The organism is Streptomyces sp. NPDC028419 (assembly GCF_055565515.1).
Map to the genome: position 1 here is coordinate 31,382 of NZ_JBVHUE010000014.1, position 13,649 is coordinate 45,030.

Here is a 13,649-nt window from a genome sequence, read left to right on the forward strand (position 1 = left end):
GGCCGCCGGTGCCTCCGGCGGCGCCTCAAACGCCGGCGGGGCTGGAGACGGCAGATCCAGCCCGCCCGGCGATTGAGGGCGGGGCTGGGGTCGGGTCAGGCGGCGGGGACCAGGGTTTGGGTGGGGTGGCGGGGGACGAGGGCGAGGCCGTGGTGGCGGTCCACGCGGAGCCGGAGGTTCCCGACCCGGGACAGCACCAGCCCGATCGCCAGCGCAGCGACCAGCGCCACCGCACCCCCCGCCGCCATGCCGATCCGCGCCCCGTAGGTGTCCGTCACCCAACCGACCAGCGGCGCGCCCACCGGCGTACCCCCGGTGAAGACCATCATGAACAGCGCCATGACCCGCCCCCGCATCTCGGGATCGGTGGCCATCTGGACGCTGGAGTTCGCGGTGACGTTGACCGTGAGCCCGAACATCCCGATCGGCACCAGCAGCAGCGCGAACAGCCAGAACCCCGGCGCGAAGGCCGTCACGATCTCCAGGACCGAGAACAGCACGGCCGCCGCGACCAGCACCCGCAGCCGGGACTGCCCCCGCCGGGCCGCCAGCAGCGCGCCCGCGAGGGAGCCGGCCGCGATCAGCGTGTTGAACAGGCCGTACGTGCCCGCGTCCCCGTGGAAGACGTCACTGGTGAAGGCCGACAGCCAGATCGGGAAGTTGAAGCCGAAGGTTCCGATGAAGCCGACCAGCACGATCGGCCAGATCAGCTCGGGGCGCCCGGCGACGTAGCGCAGACCCTCCCGCAGCTGCCCCTTGGCCCGCGGCTGGACCTCCGTACGGTGCAGCTCGTGCGCCCGCATCAGCAGCAGCCCCGCGATCGGCGCGGCGAAGGAGAGCCCGTTCAGCAGGAAGGCCCAGCCGGAGCCGACGGCGGTGATCAGCACACCGGCGATCGCCGGGCCGACCAGCCGCGCGGACTGGAAGTTGGCCGAATTCAGACTGACCGCGTTGCCGAGCTGGTCCGGTCCGACCATCTCGGACACGAAGGACTGCCGGGCCGGGTTGTCGACGACGGTGACGAGGCCGAGCAGGAAGGCGGCCAGGTAGACGTGCCAGACCTGGACGTGTCCGGCGAGGGTGAGCACGGCGAGCGCGATGCCGGTGAGGCCCATGGCGCCCTGGGTGGCGATCAGCAGCGGCCGCTTGGGCAGCCGGTCGGCGAGGACGCCGCCGTAGAGGCCGAACATCAGCATCGGCAGGAACTGCAGCGCGATGGTGATGCCCACGGCGCTGGCCGAACCGGTCAGCGAGAGGACCAGCCAGTCCTGGGCGATGCGCTGCATCCAGGTGCCGGTGTTCGAGACGACCTGTCCCGTCGCGAAGAGCCGGTAGTTGCGGATCTTCAGCGAGCTGAACATCGAGTTCTTGGTGGTACTGGCAGGTGAAGCGGGTGAAGCGGGTTCTGCGGTAGGAGCGGATGTATGGCCGGGTGCGGAGTCTGCTCCGTTTCCCGTACTCAAGGGTGCGCCTCCTGGCGTGTTCGGTTACAAGTGCGCGAGCTTCTCCAGGACGGGTGCGGCCTCGCGCAGCTTGGCCCATTCGTCCTCGGTCAGCTCGGCCGCGAGCCCGGCCAGGAAGGCGTTGCGCTTGCGGCGGCTCTCTTCGAGCATCGCCTCGGCTTCCTCGGTCTGGCTGACCACCTTCTGGCGGCGGTCGTCGGGGTGCGGCTCCAGCCGGACCAGTCCCTTGGCCTCCAGCAGCGCGACGATGCGTGTCATCGACGGCGGCTGTACGTGCTCACGACGGGCCAGCTCACCGGGGGTGGCCTGGCCACAGCGGGCGAGGGTGCCGAGGACCGACATCTCGGTCGGGCTGAGCGACTCGTCGACGCGCTGGTGCTTGAGGCGTCGGCCGAGCCGCATCACGGCGGACCGGAGGTCGTTCACGGCGGCGGCGTCGTCGCCATGGGAAAGGTCTTGCATGTTCATTAGAGTAACTCATTACCCTACCTAAAGAACACCGGCTTCTTTTCGTCACTCGTACGGGTGAGTCGGCTCCGGAAAGTGACACGCGTCCACGCCCCGTGGCCCGACCCTGTGGGCATGGGGACTCATGTGCTCAGCATGCGGATAGACGGGGAGCTGCTGGACCGGCTCCGGGAACACGCCTCAAAACGCGGAATGAGCGTCCAGGACTATGTGGTCCGGACGCTCATTCGCGACGACTTCGACGAGCGCTTCAAGGTGGCGGTCGACGAGACGGAGAGGTTCTACGGCCTCACGTGATCCTCACGTGAGGCGGGGGCTCACGTGAGGCCCAGGGCGGGCATCGCGTAGTAGAAGACGAACACCGCCGACACGACGTACATGGCCACCGGGACCTCACGGCCCCGGCCGGTCGCCAGCCGCAGCACGCAGAAGCTCACGAAGCCGATGCCGATGCCGTTGGTGATCGAGTAGGTGAAGGGCATCATCGTCATCGCCAGGAAGGCGGGGACGGCGACGGTGAAGTCGCTCCAGTCGATGTCCTTGACCGAGCCCGCCAGGATCAGGAAGCCGACCGCCAGCAGGGCGGGGGTCGCGGCCTGCGACGGGACCATCGTGGCGAGCGGGGTGAGGAACAGCGCCACCGTGAAGAGGCCGCCCGTGACGACGTTCGCGAGGCCGGTACGAGCACCCTCGCCGACTCCCGCCGTGGACTCCACGAAGCACGTGGTGGCCGAGGAGGAGGTCGCTCCGCCGGAGGCGACGGCGAGGCCGTCGATCAGCAGGACCCGGTTGATGCCCGGGAAGTTGCCGTCCGCGTCGATCAGCTTGGCCTCGTCGCCGACGCCGAGGATCGTGCCCATCGCGTCGAAGAAGCACGACAGCAGCACGGTGAAGACGAAGAGGACGCCGGTCAGCACCCCGACCTTGTGGAAGCCGCCGAACAGGCTGACCTGGCCGACGAGTCCGAAGTCGGGCGCGGCCACCGGGTTGCCCGGGAGCTCGGGGACCGTCAGGCCCCAGGCCTCGTTCGGCAGCTCGGTGACCAGCTGGACGACGACCGCGACGACGGTCATGGCGACGATCGAGATCAGGATCGCGCCGGGCGTCTTGCGGATGATCAGCGCCAGGGTGAGCAGGACGCCGACGACGAAGATCAGCACGGGCCAGCCGTGCAGGTGCCCGTTGCTGCCCAGCTGGAGCGGGACCGTGGTGTGCGCGAGGTCGGGAATGCGGGAGATGAAGCCCGAGTCGACCAGGCCGATCAGCATGATGAAGAGGCCGATGCCGATCGCGATGCCCTTGCGCAGGCCCAGCGGCACGGCGTTCATGACCCGCTCGCGCAGCCCGGTGGCGACCAGCAGCATCACGACGAAACCGGCCAGGACCACCATGCCCATCGCGTCGGGCCAGCTCATGCGCGGGGCGAGCTGGAGGGCGACGACGGTGTTCACGCCGAGCCCGGCCGCGAGGGCGATCGGCACGTTGCCGATGACGCCCATCAGCAGGGTGGAGAAGGCCGCGGTCAGCACCGTGGCGGTGACCAGCTGGCCACCGTCGAGCTGGTGGCCGTACATGTCCTTCGCGCTGCCGAGGATGATCGGGTTCAGCACGATGATGTAGGCCATCGCGAAGAAGGTGGCGAAGCCGCCCCGGATCTCGCGGGCGACGGTGGAACCGCGCTCCGAGATCTTGAAGTAGCGGTCGACGCCGTTGGTGGGCGTCGGAGTGGGGGCCGCGGCAGGTGCCGAGGTGCTCATGCGGTCCTCAAACTGGTTCGTTTTGGTGGGTTCGTACGAATGAAACCCGTCATAGGCAAACCGTTTCAGTATGAACAGATGAGAACTGTGGCGTCCATCTCCGCGCGTAGAGCCAAGGGGCGAAAGGGGAGTGGGGACGGCCCGGAGGCGAGCGGGCGCCCGCCGTGGGCCCCGGGTGGGCGCCCAATAGACTGGTGACATGGCGAAATGGACCGCACAGCACGAGGCGCCCGAGCCCCTGGAGGGCCCGATCGTCGCGACCGTCACCGGTGGCACGATCCTCTGGTTCGCGCTCTTCCTCGTCCAGCTGCCGTTCTACGGCTGGTTCGCGGACCGCGACCTGCTGTGGTGGGTGTGGTGCTGCGCGGCGGGCGGCGTGCTCGGCCTGATCGGCATCTGGTACGTCCGCGGCCGAGACGCGGCCCTCAAGCGCCACGCGGCCGCCCAGGCGGCCGAGACCCCGCAGTCCGAGACCCCGCAGTCCGAGACCCGGGCGGCCGAACGGGACGCGGGGGCCGCAGTCAAGCCCCCCGGGAACCAGACCGCCGGTTAAAGGGCGTACCGGGGGACGATTCGGGTCATCCCGAAGTCGGATCTTCGTACTGCTCGGCGGGTGAACCGTTCGAAGGCCCTTTACCGTCGAAAGCATGACGCAGCGGGCGAGGATAGATTCCGACGGGCCGGAGCCGGGCGGCACCACCGCCGGCACTACCGCGATCGACGCAGGGGCGGAGCTGGACCCGGTGCACCCGGTGGCCCCGCCCGCACCGCGTTTCCGGGCCGGCGGCCTGAGCACCGCCGAGGTCGCGGAACGGGTCGCCCGCGGTGAGGTCAACGACGTCCCCGTGCGCTCGTCGCGCTCCACCCCGGACATCGTCCGGGCCAACGTCTTCACCCGCTTCAACGCGATCATCGGCGTGCTCTGGCTGATCATGCTGTTCGTCGCGCCGATCCAGGACAGCCTCTTCGGCTTCGTGATCATCGCGAACACCGGCATCGGCATCATCCAGGAACTGCGCGCCAAGAAGACCCTCGACGGCCTCGCCGTCATCGGCGAGGCCAAACCGAGCGTCCGCCGCGACGGCGCCACCGCCGAGATCTCCACCTCCGAGATCGTCCTCGGCGACGTCATCGAGCTCGGTCCCGGCGACAAGGTCGTCGTCGACGGCGTCACCGGCGAGGCCGACGGCCTGGAGATCGACGAATCGCTGCTCACCGGCGAGGCCGACCCCGTCCTCAAGAAGCCCGGCGACCCCGTGATGTCCGGCTCGTTCGTCGTCGCCGGCGGCGGCGCCTTCACCGCCACCAAGGTGGGCCGCGAGGCCTACGCCGCCCAGCTGGCCGAAGAGGCCTCCCGCTTCACGCTCGTCCACTCCGAGCTGCGCACCGGCATCTCCACCATCCTCAAGTACGTCACCTGGATGATGATCCCGACCTCCATCGGCCTGATCATCAGCCAGCTGGTCGGCAAGGACTCCAACCTCAAGGACTCCATCGCCCGAACCGTCGGCGGCATCGTCCCGATGATCCCGGAGGGGCTGGTCCTGCTCACCTCCGTGGCCTTCGCCATCGGCGTCATCCGGCTCGGCCGCAAGCAATGCCTGGTCCAGGAGCTGCCCGCCATCGAGGGCCTCGCCCGCGTGAACGTCGTGTGCCTCGACAAGACCGGCACCCTCACCGAGGGCGGCATGGACGTCACCGAGCTGCGCCCGCTCGGCGGCGCGGACGCGACGTACGTGAAGAAGGTCCTCGGCGCCCTCGGCGAGTCCGACCCGCGCCCCAACGCCAGCCTCCAGGCCATCATCGACGCCTACCCCGACAGCGAGGAGTGGCGCTGCACCGAGTCGCTGCCCTTCTCCTCCGCCCGCAAGTACAGCGGCGCCAGCTTCAGCGAGGGCGACGGCGAGAACTCCACCTGGCTGCTCGGCGCCCCTGACGTCCTGCTGCCCGTCGGCGATCCGGCCCTCGACGAGATCAACGACCTCAACGAACAGGGCCTGCGCGTCCTGCTGCTCGCCCGCTCCGCCCGCGAGCTGGACGACGAGCAGGTCACCAGCGCCGTCAAGCCGACCGCCCTGGTGGTGCTGGAGCAGCGGCTGCGGCCCGACGCGGCCGACACGCTGCGCTACTTCGACGAGCAGAACGTCCACACGAAGGTCATCTCCGGCGACAACGCGGTCTCGGTCGGCGCGGTCGCGGCCAAGCTGGGTCTGCCGGGCGCCGAGAACACCGTCGACGCCCGCGACCTGCCGACCGACCGGGACGAGCTGGCCAAGGTCCTCGACGAGAACTCGGTCTTCGGCCGGGTCACCCCGCAGCAGAAGCGGGACATGGTCGCGGCCCTCCAGTCCAAGGGCCACACCGTGGCCATGACGGGCGACGGGGTCAATGACGTCCTCGCGCTCAAGGACGCCGACATCGGCGTCTCGATGGGCTCGGGCTCGGAGGCGACCCGCGCGGTCGCCCAGATCGTCCTGCTGAACAACAGCTTCGCGACCCTGCCGTCCGTGGTGGCCGAGGGGCGTCGGGTGATCGGCAACATCACCCGGGTCGCGACCCTGTTCCTGACCAAGACGGTCTACTCGGTGCTGCTGGCCGTCCTGGTGGTGTGCAGCCAGGTCGAGTACCCGTTCCTGCCGCGTCACCTGACCCTGCTGTCCACGCTCACCATCGGCATCCCGGCCTTCTTCCTGGCCCTGGCGCCGAACCGGGAGCGGGCGCAGCCGCACTTCGTGAAACGGGTCATGCGGTACGCCATTCCCGGCGGGGCGATCGCGGCCGTGGCCACCTTCGTGACGTACCTGATCGCGCGGGTCCACTACACCGGGCCGGACTCCCTCAAGGCCGAGACCAGTGCCGCGACCCTGGCGCTCTTCCTGACCTCGATGTGGGTGCTGGCGATCATCGCGCGGCCGTACACGTGGTGGCGGGTCGCGCTGGTCGGGGCGATGGGGTTGGCCTTCCTGATCGTCCTGGTGGTGCCGTGGCTCCAGGACTTCTTCCAGCTGAAGCTGGAGGGGGCCGTCATGCCGTGGACCGCCGTCGGCATCGCGGTAATCGCCTCCGCCCTGATCGAACTCGCCTTCCGCTGGGTGGACCGCCGCTTCCCGGCGTAGCCGACCCCCCTCAGCCCCGCCGGCGGCCTGCGGCCGTCGGACGTGCCTCCGGTGGGCTGGATTGGGTGGCCACCCTCAGCCCCGCCGGCGTTTGAGGCGCCGCCGGAGGCCGGACCGGCCTGGGTCGTGTGTGCGGGCGGTCCGGGCTGGTGCCCGGTGGGGCCTCCGGCGGGCCCTCAAACGCCGGGCGGGCTGGATCGGGCGGCCACCCTCAGCCCCGCCGGAGGCCCGCGGCCGGCGGCCGTGCCTCCGGCGGGCCCTCAATCGCCGGGCGGGCTGGATTGGGTGGGCGATCTCAGCCCCGCCGGAGGCCCGCGGCCGGCGGACGTGCCTCCGGTGGGCCCTCAATCGCCGGGCGGGCTGGATTGGGTGGGCCACCCTCAGCCTCGCCGGCGTTTGAGGCGCCGCCGGAGGCCCCACTGGGCGGTGTTGGGTGGGTCAACCTCAGCCTCGCCGGCGTTTGAGGCGCCGCCGGGGGCCCGCGGCCGGCGGGCGTGCCTCCGGCGGGACCTCAAGCGCCGGGTGGGCTGGATTGGGTGGGCAATCTCAGCCTCGCCGGCGATTGAGGCGATGGGGTCAGTCGAACCAGCGGTCGCGGGCCAGTTCCGGGGTGCGGGAGGGGTCCTCCAGGAGGGCGGCGACTTCGAAGCGGCGCGGCCACTGGCCCGCCGCCCAGGCGAGGCCGGCCGCCACGCCCTCCAGCGTGGCCGCGTGCACCGTGCCGTCGGGCGTACGGCGCCAGTCCAGCTCGACCCCACCCGCCAGCAGCTCCTCGTGCTCGACGTACGTCGCCGGCGTGGCCGGCCCGAGCAGCACCCGTACCGGCTCCGGTACGTCGTGCTCCTCCCCGGCGGCGTCGACCCCCGCGGCCACCGTGTCCGACAGCCGCCGCACCTGGAAGAGCTCCGCCAGGTCGGCCGCCCGCGCCGGAGCCACCGGCAGCAGCGGCAGCCCAGCGGCCAGCGGGAGCAGGTCCGGGGCGTCCGCGACCAGCGCGTCGGCCGCGTCCACCACGACCACCTCGCCGTCCTCCACCGCGCGCAGCGCGTCGGGCAGCGTGACCTGCTCGGGGTCCAGGTCCGCCAGCGCCCCGTACAGGGCGTGCAGTTGGTGTCCGCTCACCTCGCGGTCCGGGTCGCCGAGCCGCCCCAGCAGCTCGGCCGCGCCGCCGGGCTCCTCCAGCAGGGCGGCCACGGAGGTCCGTACGCCCAGCGCCCGCAGGACCTGCTCGTCCTCGAAGCCGGTGGCGTCGGCCGGGGTGTACAGCCCGGCGAGCAGCGGGTCCCCGCCCGCCGCGCGCAGCCCGGCCGGGCGGCGACCGTCGAGCACCGGGTGGTCGCGCAGCCACCACGCGGTGTACGAGCGCACCGACCGCGTGGTGCCGTCGGGGAGCAACACCCGCACCGGTTGGGTCAGGGCGTCCCGCAGCGGCGGCTGCGCGAGCATGGCCAGCGCGCGCGGCCAGCAGTCGTCGTCGACCAGGTCCAGGTCCCGTACGGCGATCAGCTCGGTGGCGACCGGCGGGACCGGGGTCTCCGGGAGCTGGTCGAGCAGGTCCTCGCACCAGACGTCCACCGCGTCCAGCAGCCCCGCGTCGTCCGGCTCGGCGAAGTCACCCTCCCGCGGCTCCAGTTCGTCCGGGTCGAGCACCACGTCGGTGGCCCGCACCAGCTGGAAGGTGGCGAGCACGCCGCACGCGGCGAGGGTGTCCGCCCCCCACTTGGCGGCGAGTTCGGCGTCCACGTACGGGATCTCGTCCTCGCGGATCACCGAGGCCAGCGGGCTGTCGGGCAGCAGCAGTTCGCCGGCGGGGGTGAGCTCGCCGTCCTCGTCGGGCAGCGCGAGGGCGCCCAGCCAGGGTTCGTCACCGGGCGCCAGCGCGGCGCTGCTGACCAGGCCGAGCACGATGTCGGCCAGCTCGTCGGGGTCGAGCGCGTCCTCGTCCCAGATCTCGCCCGCGTCCAGCGAAGCGGCCACCGCGGCCCGCACCTGCGGGGTGCCCAGCACGGCGCGCGGGCTCGCGGGCAGCGCGCCCAGCTTCTCCAACAGCGGGTGCGCGGCGTCCGGGTGGGCCACCTTGAGGCCGAGCCGGGTCAGCCCGCCGGGGGTGTCGGGGCCGGGGAGCAGGACGTGCCGGGGGCCGATGGCGGTGCGGATGCCGGGGGCGGCGGAGCGCTCCGGCTCGCCGAAGGCGTCGTACGCGTCGAAGCCGGCCGGGTCCGCGAACCCGCCCGCGCCCCCGGGCTCTTCGGCGGTCGGCGCCAGCGGTACCGGCAGCCCCGACAGCCGGTCGGGGTCCACACCGGCGAGGGTGTCGTACAGCCGGTACCACCAGTGCGGCGGCCGGTCCGCGCCCGCGATCCGCTCGATGGCGTCGCCGAGCGGGAGCCGCCCGACGCCCAGGGTGCGCAGCTCGGCGCGCCGCTCCAACCCGGCGGGGAGCAGGGTCGGCAGCACCTCGGCCAGGACCCGTACGGTGTCGGCGCCCGCGCCCTCCACCACCTCGGCCTCGAAGGGGCGCAGCGCGGCCCGGCCCTCCTCCGGATCCGCGTCGGGCGCGGCGGCGGGCACGGCGGCCGGGGCGAGGAAGGCGGTCCGGGGCAGCCGCTCCAGCACGGCGGCCCGCAGCGCGCCGTCCAACTCGCCCTTGCCGAGCGGTCCGGGCACCAGGTCCACCAGGGCGGTGCTCACCGGCTCCCACGCGCCGAGGAGCGCGGCGTAGGCGTCGGCGGCGCGCTGCACCAGGAAGTCGGTCAGCGGCCCGGGCGCGGGGTGGCGGCGGGCGGTGTCCAGCGGCAGGGTCGCGATGAGCAGCGCGGGGATGCCGAGGGGTTCGTCGGTGGGGGTCGGCGCGTGCACGACGGGTGCGGTGGCCGGGCGCACGGGCGCGCCGTCCGCGTCGACGGGCACGGACCAGGACACGGACCAGGCGGGCCGCAGCCGTTCCTCGACGGGCCGGTCGGCGAGGAGTTCGGGGGCGATGGCACCGCTCTCCCGCACGGTGCGCCACCGCCGGACGTCGTTGCCGCCGGCGCCGGCGTTGTCCTCGATGACCGTGTACGGGCCCTCCACGCGGCGGCGCAGGGTGCGCACGCCCGCCGGGGTCTCCACGACCACCTCGGTCAGCCCGGACAGGGTCAGCAGCAGCGCGTCGTCGATCCCGGCCAGCAGCCGCTCGACGAGGTCGGCGGCGGCCGCGTCGCGCAGCGGCAGGACGACCACGGTGTCGTAGCCGTCGGGCGCGGTGCCCTCGGCGGGCAACGGCAGCCGCAGCAGCGGGACATGGCCGTCGCGGCGGCGCAGTTCGTCGCCGAGGCCGGGGCTGCCCTGGGAGGCGCCCCGGGCCAACTCGCGCGCCTCGGCCAGGGACCAGCGGACCCCGCCGTGCCGGCCGAGGACGGCGGGTTCGTCGGTGACGGCGAGGACGGCCGCGAAGCCGACGCCGAAGCGGCCGACGCTGTCCCAGGCGCTCTCGCCGGGGCGCTCGCCGGCGGCCTCGCGCTTGGCGGAGGCGCGCAGGGTGCTCAGGGACTCCACGCCGGTGGCGTCCAGCGGGGCCCCGGTGTTGGCGACGGCGAGCACGCCGTGACCGCCCTCGCCGGAGTGCAGGGTGAGCCGGAGCCGCCCGGGGGTGTGGGCCCGGGCGGCGGCGTCGGCCGCGTTCTGGGCCAGCTCGACGACGAGCCGGTCCCGGTAGCCGCCGAGCGCCAGGTCCTCCTCGGCGTTGGCGTCCTCCCGGAACCGGGTCGGGCCCGCGCCCCAGGAATCGAGGACTCCGCGTCGCAGCCGGGCCGTCCCGAAGGGGTCCACGCCGCCTTCGGCCGCCGTTACTTGCACGCTCACGCCGCTGCCTCCCAGCTGTACCGCATTCACCGAATGCCGAAGCTCCGAAGGTATCGCGGTCGCGGCGGCCCGGTCGCGCCGGGCCGCGCCGGCCGGGCGCGGGAGCGTGCGGGGTGCCGGTGGCGCAGAGACGCCTTAGACCTTGCCCGTGAGGTGGGCGAAGACCACGACGTTGGCGTCCCAGTGGCGGTCGTTGGTGAGCTTGCCACCGCAGGTGATGAGGCGCAGTTCGGCCTTGCCGTGCGTGTCGCCGTACACCGTGTCGGTGGGGAAGGCGTCCTTCTTGTAGGTCTCGACGTGGTCCACCGCGAAGACGGCGGTGGTGCCGTCGGCCCGGTGGATCTCGATCTTCTCGTCCTTCTTCAGCTGCTTGAGGTGGAAGAAGACGGCTTCGGGGGTCTGCGGGGTGTCCATGTGGCCGACGACGGCCGCGGCGCCCTTCTCCCCGGGGGTGGGGCCTTCCTTGTACCAGGCGGCGTCCTTCGGCTTGGCGAAGTCCGGTTCCTGCATGACGCCTTGGGCGTCGAGGCCGACCGTGTCGAGCGGGGCGTCGACCTTGATGTCCGGGATCTTGATGTGGTCCGGTACGGACGGCTCCAGGACCGAGGCGTTCGAGGCGCCCGCCGGAGCGGAGTCGGTGTCGGCGCCGCTGCCGGAGCAGCCGGTGACGAGGACGGCGGCGAGGCCGGCGGCGCCCGCCAGGGCGGCCGCGCGGCGTGCGCGACCGCCCTGGCGGGGGAGGAGCTGGTCAGCCATGGTTCGCGGTGTCCTCGGCGACGTATCCGACGGGGGCCTGGCCGGTGTTCACGGAGCCCTTGGGCTTCTTGTGCTCGCTCGGGTTCAGGGGCTTGAGGTCGTGGTCGCCCTTGCCGCCCTTGGCCTCGACGGAGAACTTGGCCGTGTCGAACTTCTTGCCGCCGGCGAAGGCGTCGACACCGTAGTAGCCGGTCTTCACGTTCTTGGCGACGGTCGCGGTGCCGGTCCAGGTGCCCTTGCCGTCGTTCTTCAGGTTCACCGTGCCGCCGAAGGCGTCCGACCTGACGGAGGCGCTCTTCTCGGTGGTCTTGAGGGTGACGACGACCTTGTCACCGGGGTGGCCGAAGTCGGTGGAGAGCTGGAGGGTGGACGGCTGCGGCTTGGGGTCCGGCTTGCCGGACTTGACGGTGAGCTGGGCGCTGGCCTGGATCTTCTTGCCGTCGGGGCCCGTGCCGGTGAGGGAGACGCCGTAGGTGCCCGCGGCCACGTCGGTGACCTTGGCGGTGGCGCCCCGGCCGTCGGTCATCTTGACGTCGTCCAGCGCCTTGGAGGAGATGGTGAGGTTGGTCGAACCGTCCGGGACCTCCATGGACATCTGGAGGGAGTCGCCCGGCTTGGCGGTGGAGGTCGACAGCTTCAGGGCTGCCGGCGCGGCGTGGGCGTCCTTGCTGGGGCTGCTCGACGCCGTCGGGCTGGCATCGGCGGCGAAGGCGACGGTGGGGACCGCCAGGGCCATCGAGGAGGCGAGGGCGATCGCCGAGAAGGTAAGTGCCTTGCGCATGGGATTTCCTCCTGAACGGGCCGGGGTTTTTCCCGGCACACCAGACATGAGGGACATCCTGGGGCGCTCGGTTGCAGGGCTCGGAGCGGTCCGGGAGGGGCCCTGCCGAAGGTCCCGAGAGGCGAATCCGCAGGCGGGCAGGGCTATCGAGATGTTCCGTTTGTGGGCTCTTTGCCCCGATTTTTGGGACCAAAGTCCCGGGGCCGGCGCCGCTGCGCCCCGCACAACGCACGACCCCCCGGCGACGATGCGTCACCGGGGGGTCGTGTGGGGCTCGCTCGGAAGCGATCCGTGCGGTCAGAGCTTCTCGATCACGAAGTCGATGCAGGCGGTGAGCGCCAGCACGTCCGCCGGGTCGATCGCCGGGAACATCGCCACGCGCAGCTGGTTGCGGCCCAGCTTGCGGTAGGGCTCGGTGTCCACGATGCCGTTGGCGCGCAGCACCTTGGCGATCGCGGCGGCGTCGATGTCGTCCGAGAAGTCGATCGTGCCGATGACCGACGAGCGCTTCGCGGCGTCCGTGACGAAGGGCTCCGCGTACTTCGACGCCTCGGCCCAGCCGTACAGGTGGGCCGCGCTGGCCGCCGTACGGGCGGTCGCCCAGTCCAGTCCGCCCTGGCCGTTGATCCACTCCAGCTGCTGGTTCAGCAGGAAGAGGGTCGACAGCGCGGGGGTGTTGTAGGTCTGGTTCTTGACCGAGTTGTCGATCGCCGTCGGCAGCGAGAAGAACTCCGGGATGTGCCGGCCGGAGGCGTGCACGCGGGCCGCGCGCTCCAGGGCCGCCGGGGAGAACGCCGCCAGCCACAGGCCGCCTTCGGAGGCGAAGGACTTCTGCGGGGCGAAGTAGTAGACGTCGGTCTCGGTGATGTCCACCGGCAGACCACCGGCGCCCGAGGTCGCGTCCACCAGGACGAGTGAACCCTCGTCGGCGCCCGCGACGCGCTTGATGGGCGCGGCGACACCCGTCGAGGTCTCGTTGTGCGTGTACGCGTACACGTCCACGCCCGCCTCGGCGACCGGCTCGGGGTGCGTCCCCGGCTCGGAGGAGATGACGGACGGCGCGTCCAGCCACGGCGCGAGCTTCGCGGCCGTCGCGAACTTCGACGAGAACTCGCCGAAGGTGAGGTGCTGGGACTTCCGCTCGATCAGACCGGCGGTCGCGATGTCCCAGAAGGCGGTGGAGCCGCCGTTGCCCAGGATCACCTCGTAGCCCTCGGGGAGGGAGAAGAGGTCCCGAACGCCTTGGCGCACCGAGCCGACCAGGTTCTTGACCGGGGCCTGTCGGTGGGAGGTCCCGAGGAGGGAGGTACCGGTGGCGGCCAGCGCGTCCAGCGCGTCCGTCCGCACCTTGGAGGGGCCCGCGCCGAAACGTCCGTCGGCGGGCTTGATGTCAGCGGGAATCTGGATCTCAGCCACGAGCGGAGCGTATCCGGTCCCGGGCCGCCCTTCGGAGGCGCGTCCACCC

General features: G+C 72.0%; 10 protein-coding genes. 3 read left to right on the forward strand and 7 right to left on the reverse strand.

The features are described 5' to 3' along the window. Positions 1 to 95 precede the first annotated feature (95 nt). Both ACZ4UB_RS17925 and ACZ4UB_RS17930 read right to left on the reverse strand, forming a co-directional pair. Entirely contained in the window at positions 96 to 1,463 is a 1,368-nt protein-coding gene (locus ACZ4UB_RS17925; protein ID WP_468071181.1) for an MFS transporter, read from the reverse strand. A gap of 24 nt (positions 1,464 to 1,487) precedes the next feature. Then, complete coding sequence (locus ACZ4UB_RS17930) at positions 1,488 to 1,925, reverse strand: MarR family winged helix-turn-helix transcriptional regulator (protein WP_354381291.1); 438 nt, start codon at positions 1,923 to 1,925, stop codon at positions 1,488 to 1,490. 120 nt (positions 1,926 to 2,045) lie between these two features. On the opposite strand from ACZ4UB_RS17930, the gene ACZ4UB_RS17935 reads away from it, so the two are divergent. After that, positions 2,046 to 2,228 (forward strand): ribbon-helix-helix protein, CopG family, encoded by a 183-nt coding sequence (locus ACZ4UB_RS17935; protein WP_283458154.1) that lies wholly within the window; start codon positions 2,046 to 2,048, stop codon positions 2,226 to 2,228. Between the two features lie 20 nt (positions 2,229 to 2,248). Here the strand turns inward: ACZ4UB_RS17935 and ACZ4UB_RS17940 are convergent, their stop codons facing one another. Then, a complete protein-coding gene (locus ACZ4UB_RS17940) occupies positions 2,249 to 3,688 on the reverse strand; it encodes an NCS2 family permease (RefSeq protein WP_467956086.1) in 1,440 nt (479 codons plus the stop codon). A 199-nt stretch (positions 3,689 to 3,887) separates the two neighbouring features. On the opposite strand from ACZ4UB_RS17940, the gene ACZ4UB_RS17945 reads away from it, so the two are divergent. Beyond that, a complete protein-coding gene (locus ACZ4UB_RS17945; protein ID WP_468071183.1) occupies positions 3,888 to 4,241 on the forward strand; it encodes a DUF2530 domain-containing protein in 354 nt (117 codons plus the stop codon). 94 nt (positions 4,242 to 4,335) lie between these two features. After that, on the forward strand, positions 4,336 to 6,804 hold the full coding sequence (locus ACZ4UB_RS17950; protein WP_468071185.1) for a cation-translocating P-type ATPase: 2,469 nt from the start codon (positions 4,336 to 4,338) through the stop codon (positions 6,802 to 6,804). Positions 6,805 to 7,380: 576 nt separating this feature from the next. Here the strand turns inward: ACZ4UB_RS17950 and ACZ4UB_RS17955 are convergent. From ACZ4UB_RS17955 to serC, 4 genes are all read right to left on the reverse strand, one after another. Further along, the gene (locus ACZ4UB_RS17955; protein ID WP_468071400.1) at positions 7,381 to 10,641 is read right to left on the reverse strand and encodes a sacsin N-terminal ATP-binding-like domain-containing protein; all 3,261 of its coding nucleotides are present in this window, start codon (positions 10,639 to 10,641) and stop codon (positions 7,381 to 7,383) included. 141 nt (positions 10,642 to 10,782) lie between these two features. Next, positions 10,783 to 11,403: a class F sortase gene (locus ACZ4UB_RS17960; protein WP_468071187.1), complete on the reverse strand. Its 621-nt coding sequence runs from the start codon at positions 11,401 to 11,403 to the stop codon at positions 10,783 to 10,785. After that, the gene (locus tag ACZ4UB_RS17965; RefSeq protein ID WP_468071189.1) at positions 11,396 to 12,184 is read right to left on the reverse strand and encodes a hypothetical protein; all 789 of its coding nucleotides are present in this window, start codon (positions 12,182 to 12,184) and stop codon (positions 11,396 to 11,398) included. Before ACZ4UB_RS17965 ends, ACZ4UB_RS17960 begins: the two co-directional genes overlap by 8 nt. Before the next feature lie 297 nt (positions 12,185 to 12,481). Further along, a complete protein-coding gene (serC, locus tag ACZ4UB_RS17970; RefSeq protein WP_468071191.1) occupies positions 12,482 to 13,600 on the reverse strand; it encodes a phosphoserine transaminase in 1,119 nt (372 codons plus the stop codon). Positions 13,601 to 13,649: the final 49 nt, after the last annotated feature.